This window comes from Tateyamaria sp. Alg231-49 (assembly GCF_900143535.1).
GTDB lineage: Bacteria > Pseudomonadota > Alphaproteobacteria > Rhodobacterales > Rhodobacteraceae > Tateyamaria.
Genome location: NZ_FRFA01000007.1, coordinates 267864 through 283959, shown reverse-complemented (window position 1 = coordinate 283959; position 16096 = coordinate 267864). Strand labels below are relative to the sequence as shown.

General features: G+C 56.5%; 12 protein-coding genes. 7 read left to right on the top strand and 5 right to left on the bottom strand.

Going from position 1 to position 16096, the window contains the following annotated elements; genetic code table 11:
• Positions 1 to 773 (bottom strand): metallophosphoesterase (locus DHN60_RS13355; RefSeq protein WP_234423636.1); only part of this gene is annotated, 773 nt, incomplete at its 3' end.
• A 143-nt stretch (positions 774 to 916) separates the two neighbouring features.
• Positions 917 to 1258 (bottom strand): RidA family protein, encoded by a 342-nt coding sequence (locus DHN60_RS13345; protein WP_108837797.1) that lies wholly within the window; start codon positions 1256 to 1258, stop codon positions 917 to 919.
• Positions 1259 to 1398: 140 nt separating this feature from the next.
• Here DHN60_RS13345 and DHN60_RS13340 point away from each other — a divergent pair, with 140 nt between their 5' ends.
• From DHN60_RS13340 to DHN60_RS13305, 7 genes are all read left to right on the top strand, one after another.
• Complete coding sequence (locus tag DHN60_RS13340) at positions 1399 to 2271, top strand: LysR family transcriptional regulator (protein WP_234423637.1); 873 nt, start codon at positions 1399 to 1401, stop codon at positions 2269 to 2271.
• A gap of 108 nt (positions 2272 to 2379) precedes the next feature.
• On the top strand, positions 2380 to 3831 hold the full coding sequence (locus tag DHN60_RS13335) for an aldehyde dehydrogenase family protein (protein ID WP_108837831.1): 1452 nt from the start codon (positions 2380 to 2382) through the stop codon (positions 3829 to 3831).
• On the top strand, positions 3831 to 4805 hold the full coding sequence (locus DHN60_RS13330) for a membrane dipeptidase (protein WP_199913675.1): 975 nt from the start codon (positions 3831 to 3833) through the stop codon (positions 4803 to 4805). Before DHN60_RS13335 ends, DHN60_RS13330 begins: the two co-directional genes overlap by 1 nt.
• 14 nt (positions 4806 to 4819) lie before the next feature.
• The gene (locus DHN60_RS13325) at positions 4820 to 6523 is read left to right on the top strand and encodes a hypothetical protein (RefSeq protein WP_108837794.1); all 1704 of its coding nucleotides are present in this window, start codon (positions 4820 to 4822) and stop codon (positions 6521 to 6523) included.
• The gene (locus DHN60_RS13320) at positions 6520 to 7170 is read left to right on the top strand and encodes a DUF3726 domain-containing protein (RefSeq protein ID WP_108837793.1); all 651 of its coding nucleotides are present in this window, start codon (positions 6520 to 6522) and stop codon (positions 7168 to 7170) included. The genes DHN60_RS13325 and DHN60_RS13320 overlap by 4 nt, the downstream gene beginning before the upstream one ends.
• A gap of 86 nt (positions 7171 to 7256) precedes the next feature.
• Positions 7257 to 9071: a BCCT family transporter gene (locus DHN60_RS13315; protein WP_108837792.1), complete on the top strand. Its 1815-nt coding sequence runs from the start codon at positions 7257 to 7259 to the stop codon at positions 9069 to 9071.
• Between the two features lie 601 nt (positions 9072 to 9672).
• Entirely contained in the window at positions 9673 to 11574 is a 1902-nt protein-coding gene (locus DHN60_RS13305) for a PhoX family phosphatase (RefSeq protein WP_108837830.1), read from the top strand.
• A gap of 98 nt (positions 11575 to 11672) precedes the next feature.
• Here DHN60_RS13305 and DHN60_RS13300 read toward each other — a convergent pair whose 3' ends face one another.
• The 3 genes from DHN60_RS13300 to DHN60_RS13290 form a co-directional block, all read right to left on the bottom strand.
• Positions 11673 to 12617: a Hint domain-containing protein gene (locus DHN60_RS13300; protein WP_108837790.1), complete on the bottom strand. Its 945-nt coding sequence runs from the start codon at positions 12615 to 12617 to the stop codon at positions 11673 to 11675.
• A gap of 201 nt (positions 12618 to 12818) precedes the next feature.
• Positions 12819 to 14438 (bottom strand): long-chain-fatty-acid--CoA ligase, encoded by a 1620-nt coding sequence (locus DHN60_RS13295; RefSeq protein ID WP_108837789.1) that lies wholly within the window; start codon positions 14436 to 14438, stop codon positions 12819 to 12821.
• 149 nt (positions 14439 to 14587) lie between these two features.
• A complete protein-coding gene (locus DHN60_RS13290; RefSeq protein WP_108837788.1) occupies positions 14588 to 16075 on the bottom strand; it encodes a peroxidase family protein in 1488 nt (495 codons plus the stop codon).
• Positions 16076 to 16096 lie beyond the last annotated feature (21 nt).

Genomic DNA, 16096 nt, shown 5'->3' with positions numbered 1-16096 from the left:
CCAGCAACCGGCCCAATGCGAATAGACTGGAACCCGCTGTCCCACCGATGCAGCAAACACCCATCTTCCTGCGTCATGTAGCCCACAGGTGCATCCGGACGGCGATCATGGGCAAAAGTACTGCATGGTGACGGCGCAGACAGTGCAATATGGCCAGCAACATCGCTAACAATCATACTGTGGATATGGCCACAGACCAACCGCAGTGCACTGCTATAATCTGTCAAAACTTCACCAAGGGCATCCCTGTTGGTTAGTCCGATGTCGTCGATGAACCGGATTCCACACGCAAAAGGTGGATGATGCAGCACCAGAAGTACAGGCCCGCCGTCTGCTTTTGCCAATGCACTTTGCAGGAAAGCAAGAGTTTCAGGCGACAAGGTGCCTCCACCCTGCCCTTCAACCAGCGTATCAAGCCCAATCAGCTGAAAGCCTCCAATCTGCCGTGGCCGGTTGAGTGCACCAATGTCCGGCAGATTTTTGTCATAAGTCGCCCGCATCACGTCACATGCATCGTGGTTGCGGGACACAAGGCACAACGGCATGTGCAGAGGCGCGATTAGTGACTTGAGCCGAGTGAAGCTTTCGGCAGAGCCGTCATTGCTCAGGTCGCCGCTGACAAGCAGTGCATCAATGGGACCAAACCGATCACGGATACCCCGATCCGCTCGACAAGTCGCACAAGCGCATCCCCGGTATCCCGCCTGCCCGACACCAATGCGCCCTTGGGCACGATGTGGGTGTCTGAGATTTGCAGGATCGCCCCAGAACATGACTTGTCTCAAACGCCGATCTAGCCGCCCCGCGCGATGACGGGTTTTCCGTTGAACCCGGGCTTTGCGGTCATAAGGTTGCCGACCTGTTCCTGACCATGTCCAATTCTTTGGCAAGCCCTTTTTGGGATAGCATTTCGACGTTACGAACAGGCCGCATCCACGATGAACTCGACCTTGAGTTCGGGTCTGGCCAGCTTGGCCTCACCACAAGCGCGCGCTGGCGCGTGACCGGCGGGCACCCACGCATTCCAGACTTCATTCAGCCCATTGAAATCCTTCATATCGGCCAACCAAATAGTGACGCGCAACATGTCTTGGCGTGACGATCCGGCCTCTGCCAGAAGCGCGTCAATTTTGTCTAAACAGGCCTGCACCTGCTCTTGAATGGTTTCGCCTTCAGCGACCTGACCAGTCAGATAAGCCACGCCATTGTGCTTTACGATTTTCGAAGACCGCGTGCCTGTATCGATGCGTTCGATCATGGGATTTCCTTACGATTTTGTGTGTTCCGCACCCCAAGCCGGATGCCGAGAGTGCCATATGGTCACGAGAACGAAATTGAGGCAAACTTGATTCGATTGAATTTACTTAAGGATGCCTGAATTTGGCGATCAAAATCGACATGCTTAGGTGTTTCACGATGGTTGCCACCCATGGCAGCTTGTCTGAAGCCGCTGACGCACTTGGACGAACGCCGTCGGCGGTTTCCATGATGCTGAAGCAATTTGAGGATCACGTCGGCTCTGCCCTATTCGAAACGGCTCGCAAGTCCCGTTTGACGCCAATCGGAAAACTCATTCTGACCGAAGCCCGTCGAGAAGTGGCGCACTTCGAAAACACGGTGTCTGTGATCGAAGGGTTGGCGCGCTCCGAGCTTGGGTTTCTGAGGTTGGCAGTAACCCCATCAGTGGCGACGACGATGCTGCCGCCCGTAATTCTCAAATTCGCCCAGAAACATCCGAATGTTCAGATTGATCTGCGTGATATGGACTCAGCAACAATCGCGCGCGAACTAGACCGCGAGCGGGCCGATATCGGCATTGGATCCTTTTCCGTCGTTGAGGGGATGCGCCGCACCGAATTGTTCAGCGACGCATTTGGGCTGGTGTGTCGCAAAGACCATCCGCTTGCCGAAAACTGGGACCAACTGACATGGCGCACACTTGGTGATCAGACGATCATCGCGAACGGCCTGTGCAAGCAGATCACGGATCCGGACTTTGCGCCCATCCTTGCACGCTCGCGGCTTATGGTTCCGAACACGGCGTCCTTGTTGGGGCTGGTCCGACAAGGGGTTGGGGTAACCGTCCTTCCGCGACTGGCCGTTGCTAACTTGCTTGATGAATTCGCATTTCTGCCCCTTGCCGATGCGACCGCGCGCCGGACTGTGCATCTGATGTCCCGGCCCAACAATTTGCTGATGCCCGCAGCGCGAGAGTTTCTGAAACTGATGACCGAGATGAAGCGGGATGGCAGCTTGGCTCCCTACCTCTAAATTCAGAGTTTCTGAATAAATCTACAAATCATTCTAAAAGCCTGAAATACTTTGACCGGGTATACTGTGCGTGCGCGCGCCTCAGGCGCTTGGTCAAAGGGATACATCATGCACGACACCAAAATGAACTACATCGCCGGGGAATGGGTGGCGGGTGCAACCGAAATCGAAAACCGGAACCCTTCGGATCTGAGTGACCTGATTGGGATGTTCGCGCAGGCAACTCCGGATCAATTGGACGCAACACTTGAGCAAGCCCGGCAAGCGCAGGCTGAATGGGCCGCATATGGGATCGAGCGGAAATATAACGTGCTGATGGCCATCGGCACAGAAATGATGAACCGCGCAGAAGAACTGGGCACCCTGCTCGCCCGTGAAGAAGGCAAGCCGCTGGCCGAAGGCAAAGGCGAGGTCTATCGCGCCGGGCAGTTCTTTACCTACTACGCCGCCGAAACCCTGCGCCAAATGGGCGACACAGCCGACAGCGTGCGTGACGGGATCGAAATTGACGTGCGCCGCGAACCTGTTGGCGTTGTGGCGGTGATCTCACCTTGGAACTTTCCAACCGCAACTGCTTCTTGGAAGATCGCACCGGCGCTTTGCTACGGCAATGCCGTGGTCTGGAAGCCTGCAAATGTCACTCCGGCCTCGGCCGTAGCACTGGTTGAAATCATCGCGCGCCAAGACATTCCGAAAGGCCTGGTTTCTTTGGTGATGGGCGCAGGCAGTTCTATTGGGCAGCGACTGGTCGAAAGCCCCAAGGTCAATGCCATCAGCTTCACGGGCTCGGTGCCCGTGGGCAAAGGTATCGCGGTAAGCGCGATCCAGAACCTGACACGTGTGCAGATGGAGATGGGGTCAAAGAACGCTTTGGCCGTGATGGATGACGCGGATCTGGATCTGGCCGTCTCGCTTGCACTGGGTGGCGCGTTTGGCGGTTCAGGACAGAAGTGCACGGCGTCTTCGCGACTTGTTGTCCACCAATCTATCCATGATCAGTTCGTCGAAAAACTGGTCTTGGGGGCCAAGGCCATGAAGGTTGGTCATGCATTGGAGGCAGGTACCCAGATGGGGCCGGTTGTGTCCGAGCAACAGCTGAGTGAAAACCTCGCTTATGTCGATCTTGCTGCCTCGGAAGGCGCTGAATTGCTGTGCGGCGGCCAACGGTTGGAGATGGCGACAGACGGTTACTATATGTCGCCTGGCGTTTTTGTCGGCACAAAAAACGACATGCGCATCAATCGCGAAGAGATGTTTGCGCCCCTTGCCTGCGTTATCCCCGTCGCCAGCTATGACGAGGCGCTGCACGTGGTCAACGACACGAACTTCGGTCTGACAGCAGGTATTGTCACCACAAATCTGGCCCGCGCCACACATTTCCGCCGTAGCGCGCAGTCGGGTTGTGTGATGGTGAACTTGCCCACAGCCGGAACCGATTATCACGTACCATTCGGAGGACGCGGAGACAGCTCTTACGGTCCACGCGAACAGGGTCGCACGGCGGCGGAATTCTACACGATTGTAAAGACGGCCTACATTTCTTCGGGCACCCCGACATGATGCGGATCGACAACCTTCAATATGCCAATTGGTCGGAAAAGATTTTTCGGCAGATGCGCGAGGGTGGCGTGGATGCGGTGCATGTCACCATCGCCTATCATGAGAATTTCCGCGAAACGGTGCTGAACTTTGAACAGTGGAACCGCTGGTTCGAGCAATACCCGGACCTGATCGTGAAGGGCCAATGGGCCAGCGACGTGGACCGCGCCAAAGCTGAGGGCAAAACTGCGATCTTCTTTGGCTTTCAGAATCCCAGTCCGATCGAGGACGACATTGGCCTCGTCGAGATTGTACATACCCTTGGCGCGCGCTTCATGCAGTTGACCTATAACAACCAGTCTTTGCTGGCGACGGGCTGTTACGAGGCGGAAGACACCGGCATCACCCGCATGGGCCGCCAGATCATCAAAGAAATGAACCGCGTTGGGCTGGTCGTGGACATGAGCCATTCGGCTGATCGCTCGACTATCGAGGCCGCTGATCTGTCCGAACGACCCATCGCCATCACACATGCCAATCCTTACGAATGGTCGCCTGCACTTCGCAACAAGAAGGACGATGTGATCCGCGCCGTGACCGAAAACGGTGGGATGATGGGATTCTCTGTCTATCCGCATCACCTCAGGAACAAGTCCGACTGCACGTTGGACAGTTTCTGCGAAATGATCGCGCACGCAGCTGAAAAATACGGCGCCCAAAACCTCGGTATTGGGACGGACTTGTGCCAGGACCACCCCGACAGCGTTGTCGAATGGATGCGCGTTGGCCGCTGGAGCAAAGAAATTGACTATGGCGAGGGATCAGCCGCCGCCCCCGGTTTTCCACCCATGCCCTCCTGGTTCAACGACAATCGCGACTTTGGAAATATCGAAGCGGGCTTGCGTGCCACTGGGCTAAGCGACGGTGAAGTTGCGGGCATCATGGGCGACAATTGGCACAGGTTTTACGCAGACAATTTCACACCATCACACTAGGCGGAGGACAATCGATGCAACGTCAGGCGAACAGATCACAGACCATTGCCAAACGTGCTCCTGCGTTGGTCATGCGGCTGTCGCGTCTGGGGTCTTTCCACCAGTCCCGTCTGTCTTTCATGCGTATCCTCACCCGCCGAATGGCCGGCGAAGATTGGACCTTTTCCCGCCCGGTGTTTGAGTTTGACGCCAAGGGGGTCGGTCACGCCGTGTACTGCGCGCAAACGCCAGACCGCACCTATTCGCTGATCGCCTTTGGCCATGATCTTCCCGCCGAAGACCGCTCTGACCGGGTGATCGCGACGCGCTGGGACAGCACGTTCACTGTGTTTGACGGCGTGCCAGATGCTGCTGATATCGAACGATTGCGCCAAAACATCCCGCTTCAAGAAGCGGGCCGTGTGAGCGAAAAAGAACTGTCGGTGTCGCGCGCAAATCGTTCGGTCAGGTTGTGGGATCACGTCGTGTCCTGCCTTGCTGCGGGCGTACAACCTGATCAGGCGCAGATCGACAAGGTTGGGTATCTGATGCGCACCACGGCGGTTTACGGATCTGGCAAACTGGGTGCGGCGGATCGCGAGATGATTGCAGACCGCCCCGAATGCGCGGCACCTTTTCAGATCGAAATGCTGTCCGTGTTTTTGACCCGCGCCTACGTGCGTGATCTGGTCCAGCATATGGCTGACCTCAAGGGCGGCGCGGCGGCCGTCAATCTGGATGCAGACATTGCGCGTCGCATGGGGATTGGCAACTCCACCGGGCTGGGCATGGCCCCGTTTCTCGTGAACCATCCAAAGCTGCTCAACAATTGGATCTCTGCCCGGGAAGAGGCGATTGCCATTGTGCGCAATGTGCCCTCAGCGACCGATGTCGAGATTGCGACGTTCAAAGAGTTGCTGAACCGTTCCATCCTCTCGGCCGATATCTGGCATTCAGAGCATCCAATCCAGACCGAGAAGCTAAAGCGATTGCGCAGCGATCTGTCGGAACTCGCGACCCATATTGCTAACACTGACCTTCATGGCCCGCACCCGTGGAACATGCTCTTTTCCTGGGCCGAAGGCACGCTGGGTGAGGATGCTCAGGAATGTTTGGCATCGTTGATGCTGGAACCTTATGGCAGGCTTGTCGACCATCTTGCCGATCAGATGTCCGACAAGGAAAGACACGCGTTTCGCATTGACGGCACGATGCGTGTCGCAGACCTGCGTGCTATTCTGGAAGATGCCTATGGCTGGGCACTGAACATTGACTGGACAGAGAAAGAAAACTGCGCGCGCGCTTGGTACATTTCTCAAGAGAAACTGGAACCCCGTCTGGGTGAACGTTTCGAAGAACCCATTGCCCCCTACGAACAGCCTTTGGCACCGGGTCGGGATGCTGCCAATCTTTATGCGGCATTGAAAGAGGAAGACGCCGACGGCAATCTGGCGGCCTTCCTGTTGGCCCACCCCGAACACCGCCACACTGTCAGACGCGCACAGATCGTGGAACATGCGCCATTTGCCGAAATCCGCGATAACACGATCGGGTCCGACCTTGTCCCGATTGACATGTTGCGATGCAAACTCTCCTTCTTCGGTGCCACCCATTTTGACCCAAGGTCAGACCGATGGGTGCGAATTTGCATGTTTGGAAACGCACCCTTTCCCGAAGAATTACAGAGCAGCCAAAACGACGACTGGTCCTATCCGATTTTGGTGGAGGCGGCAAAGTGAACCGTTCCCTGAACGAAATTGAAGCCCACGCCAAACGTGCTGCCCGCGGTGCTGGCCTGTCGTGGGGCATGGCGGAAGAAGCCGCACGTGCGACGAGATGGCTTGCCTCTCATGATCTGTCGGGGCCTGCGTTGCTGTCTGATATTCTCGCGAAAAATGACGGGCTGGCCCATAAACAGGTTGCCCCCGTCTCCCTCGACGGTGAATGGCGCGCGCCGGTGGGCGAACTGTGCCCACTTGCCGCTGGCACCGCGCTGAATGATTGCGCTGATCGGCTTGCCAAAGGACAGCCAGTCAAAATGGCCAACGTTTCACATCCTTTGCTGGTGGTACCGTTTGCGGCCTGGGCCGCGATCCATCTCAATGAACACGTACAGATCCGCTGGCAAAACCTGCGGATCGACACGGATGGCGTTGGGGTCTGGGTCAACGACCTAAAGAGCGAAATCAACACAAACCAAACCGCCGCCTTGACCTGCCAGATTGCCAGAAAGCGCACAGATGCTGCCACCCACCCTCGCTTTCGCGGCACCGTCGCCCCCGGAGTTTGGGAAAAACTGGACACATTTGCGCAACGCACCTTTGCACCCGCAACCGCTGCTTCACGCCTGTTAGGTGCAGGCGCCGGCGCGGCTGACAATGACTAAAGCGAACCACACAATCCTGCAGCTGATGCGCGGACAGGCTGTGGGAAACCGAAAAACGGCGCGACCAAAGAAACAGGGGACTTACAATGTCTATTAAACCACCCTTTACCGAGTTGGAGATCGAAAAGGCTCCATCCGGGTTCTACGAAGGCTACAGCCTTCCCATCGCGCTGATCAGCAAAACCATCATGGTCGCGCTGGTCGTTTGGGCACTTGTCTGGCCCGGCAACGCCAGCAGTGTGTTATCTGCCGTGAACGGCAGCTTGCTGAACGGGTTCAACAGCTTTTACATCGTCTCAGTTGGTATTTTCGCGTTCTTCCTGTTTGTGCTGGCCCTTTTGCCAGCAACCGGCAGCAAGAAACTGGGAACCGCAGAAACAGTGCCCGAATTTTCGAACTTTTCATGGTTCTCAATGATGTTCGGCGCAGGTCTGGGTGTCGGACTGATGGTCTTTGCGACCGCCGAACCACTTGGCCTTTGGGGCTCAAACCCCGTGATCCTTTCCGGTGATGTGGCCGCGAACTCTCAAGAGGCGGTACAATCAGCCTATCGCTATACGTTTCTGCACTATGGTTTCCACGCTTGGGCCATTTACGTGCTGACCGGGCTGTCACTGGCCTATTACGCATATACTCGCGAAATGCCTCTGACGATCCGCTCGGCGCTGACCCCATTGTTGGGCAAGGCAGCCAATGGATTCCTGGGTCACTTGGTTGATGTACTTGGCGTTGTTGCCACAATTCTTGGCGTGTCAGTCACCATTGGCTTTGGTGTCAGCCAGTTCGTTGACGGGGTTTATGCTGTCTCGGGCATGGAGTGGCTGATGAATGGCGATACAGAAGCCCCCAAACCCAGCACAGTTGGCCTGATCGCAGCGCTGCTGGTGATCATGGGTTTGTCCATTCTATCTGCTGTTTCAGGTGTGGGACGGGGGATCAAATACCTTTCGAACCTCAATCTGGTTTTGTCGGTAATTTTGCTTCTGACCTTCGTGATCTTTGGCTCTTTCTTCTTTGCGATGACACAGTTCGGTGCTGGTCTGGTCGACTACATCCTGCACTTCGTTCAGATGTCTTTCGGAGCCTATGGACCGCAAACAGCTGACGCCTTTGCAGCGGCTATTCCGGCGGCAGCGCAAGCGCTGCCCGCGGAAGATGTCGCGGCGATCTACGGATCTGCCACGTCCCCTTGGGGATCGCTGGCTGGGTTCACCGAAGGCTTGCCGGCCTCGGCCGCCGAATTGGACGCCAAAGCCATCTACGCTGCTGGTGAACAGGGCCGTCAGTTCGGTTGGCAAGCAGGCTGGACCACGTTCTATTGGGCATGGTGGATCGCGTTCTCGCCCTTTGTTGGCCTGTTCCTGGCGCGCATTTCCAAGGGCCGCACCGTGCGTGAGTTCATTTTTGGGTGCGTGATTGCTCCGGCGATTGTGTGCTTTTTGTGGATGACCATTCTGGGCGGTACAGCCATTGATCTGGAACTGAATGGCGACGCCGCCGGTTCCCTGATCGGCGCGACCAACACCGCCAAATTGTTCGCGACACTTGAGCAAATGATCTCCGGTGGGTTCTTGTCAGCCATTACAATCATGTGTGTGGTTTTGATTATGACGTTTCTTGTGACCTCGGCTGACTCGGGCATTCTGGTGATGAACACCATCATGTCCGGCGGTGAGCAGGATACTGGCATCAAGCACCGCATCATCTGGGGCCTGATCCTAACGGCCGTCATTGGGGCCCTGATCATTGCAGGCAACAGCGGTGCACAAGCAAATCCGTTTGGCGCTCTGCAAAATGCGATGATCATCGGCGCATTGCCGTTCACGATCGTCATGGTGTTCATGATGATTTCGCTCGTGAAGGCGCTGTATCGTGACAGCATTCGGGAAAAACACGCCTAGACAGCAGAAACACAGGCCGCGCTCAATGCGCGGCCTGTCGCACCTTTAAAAAGACGCGTGCCGGGAAAACCAAGGTTGGGCATGAAGATTTGCAGAAAACCGGGACGCTTTTTTTCTGTTGGTGCCTCGTGATCGTATCGGCGCTCGTGGCATGATCCGCTCAGGTGAGGCGAGGCGACAACCCTACCCCGCATCGTGAACCCGGTTTGGCCGCAAAGCCCAACAACGGCGGATACTTTTTGAACAAAATGGCGAATTCTTCCTGTTTTATGGAAATCTCGCGAGCATCCCAAGTTTCGATTCCCGTCGCCCGCTCTATCCGCCTCATAGTACACCAGCAGTTATGCACACCTGTTTGACGGTTGAGGGAATTGCTACATTTGGCCCGATGGCACCGGTCCAATATACTTCGCCCATGTAGAAAATCAGGCTGCAAGACCACCCTCGGCGCGACCTCGCCGAAATCGTTATGGTTGCAATTTATTCTGTGTATAAGCCGAGATCTGTCACAATACCTTTGAATCGACCCGATATCTCGTTGTTGAACGCGCACTTGTGCGTCCGCCACACCCAGATACACAATCAAGGAATGGAACCGACCATGAAAGATATCGAACAACACGAAATGTCGCCTGATGATTGGGATGAGATGAATTTTTCCCGACCTGATGTGCAGGGGTTTGACGACGTCGTGGAGGCGGCGATCACGCGACGCGGTTTCATGGGTGGTGTGCTCACTTTTGGGTCTGGGGCTGCTGTGATGGGCACGTCCATGCTTAGGGGCACAACGGCGATGGCCGGCCAGGCGGACCGCTTTGCCTTTGAACAGTTGCCAATCCAGACAGACGGCACCGTACATGTGCCAGAGGGTTACACTTGGGACGTTCTGGTGCGCTGGGGCGACCCACTGTTTTCGGACGCCCCTGCCTTTGACCCCACCACCGGTATCCCGACAGAAGGGTCAGACCGCGTATTCGGCGAGAACACAGACGGTATGGAGTTGTTCAAAGTTGGCAACCACGAGTTGCTCGTGGTGAACTCCGAATATGTGAACCCGAAATACAATCTGGCCCACACAAATGACGGTATGCCCACGTCAGCGGGTGACGTGCTGCGATTGCAGAACTTTCAGGGCGTGAGCGTCATGGAAGTCACCGAAGGCGAAAACGGTTGGGAAGTTGTCGTCGACAGCCCATTCAACCGCCGCATTCACCACAACACACCTATGGTCATTGACGGCCCTGCCGCTGGACACGACTTGATGAAAACACAAGCCGACCCAACGGGCACAGCATCGCTTGGCACGTTCAACAATTGCGGCTCGGGCCGCACGCCTTGGGGGACGTACCTGACCTGTGAAGAAAACTTTAACGGCTATTTCGGCACCACCGAAGAGCCGACATTGGACGACGCCCATGTTGCTGGCTTCTCGCGCTATGGCGTGAACACCGAAGTTGACACCAACCGCTACAACTACCACGGGTTTGACGCGCGTTTTGATATCTCCAAGAACCCGAATGAGCCGCATCGCGCGGGCTACATCGTTGAAATCGACCCGGCTGACCCCGAAAGCACGCCTGTCAAACACACCGCCCTTGGCCGTTTCAAGCATGAGAATGCCGCCTATGCGCTGGCCCCGGATGGCCGCGTGGTTGTCTATATGGGCGATGATGAGCGTGGCGAGTTCATGTACAAATGGCTGAGCCGTGACAAATATGTGCCCGGCGGCGACACTTCGACATTGCTCAGCGAAGGTCAGTTGTTTGTGGCAAAATTCAACATGGACCAGTCCGGCGAATGGGTCGCCCTAACCCCAGAGGCCACCGGAATGAATGCCCCGGAAATCGCCATATTCAGCCGTATGGCGGCTTCTGCCGTTGGCGCGACCACAATGGACCGCCCTGAATGGATTGCGGTGAATCCCACAGCCGTCGAAGGCTATTGCTGCCTGACGAACAACAAGAACCGTGGCGTCAAACCCAATGCGGGTGGCGATGACACGTCTGCCAACGGGCCCAACCCGCGTGAGGTCAACAACTATGGTCAGATCGTGCGGTGGCGTCCATCCGGAGATAACCACGCATCCAGCACCTTCGACTGGGACCTTTACGTGATGGCCGGCAACCCGACCAATCAGGAAGGCGCCTACAAAGGGTCTTCCAATATAAACGAAGGCAACATGTTCAATTCGCCCGATGGCATGCAGTTCGACACCACAGGCATCATGTGGATTCAGACGGACGGCAATGACGACAACGAAGGCGATTTCGAGGGCATGGGCAACAACCAGATGTTGGCCGGTGACCCTGTGACAGGCGAAATTCGCCGCTTTCTGACGGGCCCGAATGGATCGGAAGTGACGGGCCTCACGTGGTCCAGCGACAGACGTACTATGTTTGTCGGCATCCAGCACCCAAGCGCACCCTTCCCGGATGGCGAAGGATCGCTGCCACGCTCGTCAATCGTTGTGGTCAAACGGACTGATGGCGCTTTGGTCGGTTAAAGGCTGGTCTGACAAAGCATAAAGCTGGGCGCGAGGCATTCCTTGCGGCCAGCTTGTTATTGCGAGCGGGATACCTTGCGCGCCACACGCAACGTGTCTCAGGCAGCGCGCATCATGGATGGATCAATCGTTGGAATAAACAAATGTGCCTCAAAGGAGCGCACAATCCGCCGGGCGGCAGACATCTGCAGTTGGGTCGCACTTTTTTCAGGGAAAACCGCATCCACTTCAGTCCGCAAGGTGCTGTTTTCATGGCACAAGTATTCACCGGGCAGAAAGCTTTCGGCAGCGATGCCGTTGGCATAGACAATTTCGTGGCGGTCAAACATGAAATGTACGTATGTGACGGTCGGGCAAGTTTCACGGGTGATCGTGTCTCCGTTGACCAGCAATCGCGCCGGGCACAACACTTCGTCGTCGCCAAGATAAAACCCAGCGCGCCAATCATCGATCATGATGCGATGCTGCGGGGAAACAGTCAGTGGATCTGCATTGCCAAGCGCGCCGCGCTCGATGCGCACCGGTGCAAAAGCGCCCTGCCCGGTGACAGTCCGCGATCCGACCCAGCGCACCCTCTGCGCGCCGTGATCCCGCGTTTCGACAAGGTCGCCAACGCACAGCGTTTCAACGGGCACCTGCCCGCCTGGCACTCTTATCCGGGTTCCCGCCACAAAACACGGCGGCCCAAAGTTGCCAACTGGGAATTGCGTGCTGGTGTTCACAAACGTCTGTGCCGTGATTGTGCCATCTTCCAGTACAGCGCCATCGTCTGGGGTGAAGTAGCGGCCACCGTCAGCCGTATAAAAAGTCACACCGGAGATGACCACACCATCAAGGGTGATTGTATCGCCAACCCAGACGGCGGTCACGTTACTACCGTTGACCTGATCGCCCCCGTCTGCGCGGATGACGCCGCTATCATCAGCGTCATTGATCTCCATCGTAATGATGGTTGCCGTAAACGGAGTAGGTGACGCGCCCGGATCGTAATTTCCGGCAATCGTTTGATCTGTATATATGGCCACTGCTGCCCAATCTTTCATTGGCGGTCATTGAATTTACCGCCTTTGCAGGACTGGATGCCTCAAAAATGTGGTGCCAACGGCGCAGGATCGAGAAAAATCCAAGGCAATTAGCGGGCGTACCCTCAAAAAAGAGCGAGTTTACGAACACTTTTGGCCCGTCATGGGACGGCCACTCGCCCCACTCACATGGGCCATCACGTCCAGCATTGATCGCCTGCTTTAGTCGATCAAGACATCCCCAAACGTGTCACGCAGGTTCCGCTTCAGCACTTTGCCGGTCGCATTGCGTGGCAGTACATCCGTGAAGACCACCCGATCAGGTACCTGCCAACGCGCAATCTTGCCCTCAAAGATCGATAGCACCGTCTCTTCGCTGGGAGCATGCCCCTCGGCGCGGACAGCGATCAACACGGGCCGTTCGTCCCATTTTTCGTGCCGCGCACCGATCACCGCTGCATCCGCCAGTTCAGGATGCGCAAGCGCGATGTTTTCCAGATCTACGGAAGAAATCCACTCACCCCCAGATTTGATGATGTCCTTGGACCGGTCCTTGATCGACAGATAGCCATCAGCATCCAGCGTGGCCACGTCGCCGGTATGAAACCAGCCCTCAGTCAGAGTTTCCGCCGCCGTTGATTGAAAATAGGCATCTAGTATCCAATGCCCTCGCACCATCAAATCACCTTGCGCCCCCCCGTCGCGCGGTAATTCCTTGCCGTCCGGGTCCACAATCTTGAGGTCAACACCCCAAGGCGGGCGCCCCTGACTTTCGCGCAAGGCATGTTGCTGTTCGATGGGTAGATCAGCGTGCTTTGCCAACGGTTGGTTGGATGAGCCAAGCGGAGACATCTCGGTCATGCCCCATGCGTGGATCACTTCGACATCATAGTCGTCGCGGAAGGTCGCCATCATCGAAGGCGGACATGCCGAACCACCCACCACGGTGCGTGTCAGGCTGGCAAGTTTTGAGCCCGATTTCTTGGCCTCTGCCAACAAACCCTGCCAGATCGTTGGCACACCAAGGGCAATGTTCACGCGATGCGCATCGATCAGCGACACCAATGATGGACCGTCCAGACCCGGACCCGGAAGAACCATGCGCGCACCGACCTGCGCACAGGCATAAGGTGTTCCCCACGCGTTGACGTGGAACATTGGTACCACGGGCAAAACCACGTCGCGCGCTGAAAAGCCGATGCAATCGGGCGTGTTCGCGGCCAAGGCATGCAGCACGGTTGTGCGATGCGAATAGAGAACACCTTTGGGGTTCCCTGTTGTTCCGGACGTATAACATAAGGAAGATGCTGTGTTTTCGTCAAACTCAGGCCAATCAAAATCGGGCGCGCCAGTTGCGATGAGATCATCGTAGAACGTCAACCCATCAATCATAGTCGCCGCGTCTGCGTCTTCCGCTCCCATCAAAACAATATGTTCGACGCATGGGATCTGATCTCGGATGGCCTTGACCAGTGGGACGAAGCTTTTGTCAATAAAGAGCACGCGATCTTCGGCGTGCGTGATGATGTAGGCCAGTTGTTCGGGGAAAAGACGTGGGTTGATCGTGTGGCAGACGAAACCAGACCCTGAGACGCCAAAGTAAATCTCGAGATGGCGGCGGTTGTTCCATGCAATTGTCGCGCAGCGAGTCTGCGGGTCTAGCCCCAGCTTGGTTAACGCATCGCCCAGCCGATGTGCGTTCGATCCGACCTGCCCCCAAGTCGTGACTTCGGTGCCGCCAAGCGTGTTGACGGACACGATCTCGGTCTCTGTGTGGTACCGTGCGGCGTGATCCACAAGCGACCCGATGGTCAGGGGGAAATTCATCATTTGGCCAAGCATTTGGCACCTCCCATTCAGATTTTTGATAGGAGTCTTTAGTTGCTCCCCTTTGTGAGGAACCCTGCCAAGGTGCGCGCGCCCATGCAAGCCTGATGAGCGCGCGTGACGTGGTGCGTCAGGCGGGGTTAACCCCCGCCCTACGATACGTTTCAGCCGCATTGCAGCTCTTCTACGTGCTTCATATGGGCCCGGTTGGCATCGATGTAGGCGATGATACCAGCCATCACGCTTGGCTGGCCTTTGAACCCATGCCACGGCTTGAAGTGCGGCATATGGATGAAGGTTGTCGGATCACGCCGCAACAGGTTGGCAAAGACGGACGCCACCAACTTGCCCCCTGCCCCGGTCAACTTGCCTTGCCCGTGCGCTTCGGCCTCTTGCAGGCAGTAGAACCACAGCGGCGTTTTGGTGAACCCTTTGTGCTTTAGGATATCCGGCACAGGGACCGCCTTGGTCCCGAGTTTGGCCGCAAGCTGCTGACCGCTGGCCAGTTGGTAGGTGTAGCGGTCGCGTACCATGTTGCGCAGCGCCAAATTGCGGGATTGATCGAGGGTCAGTGTTTCCTCGATATCTGCAAGTTCGATGGGCGCATGCACAAAAGGCAGGTTCAGCAAAGGCAGACCCAGATGAGGGCCAACCGGGCGCGCCTTTTGCGAGGAAACCGCGCCATTCATTTCGAACCACATGGCCATTTCTATGTTGCCATCGACAGGGCGAGGACCAAAGCCGGGCAGCGCGAACAGCCCCTTGGGATCGCCACCATTGGTCAGTGCGTACTCAAACTGTGTGGTTGCATGGCCAAAACGGTACCCGGCCCCGGTGAACTCAACAGGCATCACTGGAGCGTCCCAACCAAATGGATTTGGGTCGTTCAGCGCCCAATCCAGACACTCTTGCTCAATGAAGGAAGGTAGCAACTCGCACCACACCATCCATTGGTAGTGCAGCCGGATAAAGCGGCGGACCTCTTCGAAGTTTGACAGTTTCGGGCTGACATGGTCGTGCCAGATGTGCTTGTCGATGCCGTCGTGGGCACAGGCTTTGATGTCATCAGCCTCGCCACCACCTTCGACCCGCTTGGACATCAAGAGGTTATGCAACTCGATAAAGACCGCCTGTATTTGGGCGACGATGATATTCTCGTCATTGCGAAAATCGCCGATCAGCGCCTTGCCTGCACAAGTGCGTGCCAGATCGCGCGGGTTGTCCTTGCGACCGAACATCAGGAACTGTTCAGCATCGCCCGCACCATACAGCGTCGGCGACGCCTCAGGGCCTGCGCCGTAGACACAGTCCAAATCAAGGGACGGCGTGCGCACATTGGGGATAGTTGCGGGATCAATCCGGGTGCCAAGGGCTGATGTGGCATCCAACGTGATGTCGTGATCCACGAACTGACCAAAGAACGTCATACCTGCGTCCGCTGGTCCATCGGTGTTTCCGTTTACGCCCATGCTTTGAGACAATTCATCAAGTGCTGCGATCACGTCAGCATGGGTGATGTTCGTGATCCGCACCGGATTGGGGGGCATCACGCGCCCTAGGGTCTGGGCAAAGGGCCGAGATGGTCCGTTGCCGTGGATACAAGTTTTTACGAGTTGGTCGAGCCGCGTGAGCCCATGTTGAGTTCCAGCCATAATCAGGCCTCCTAAATATAA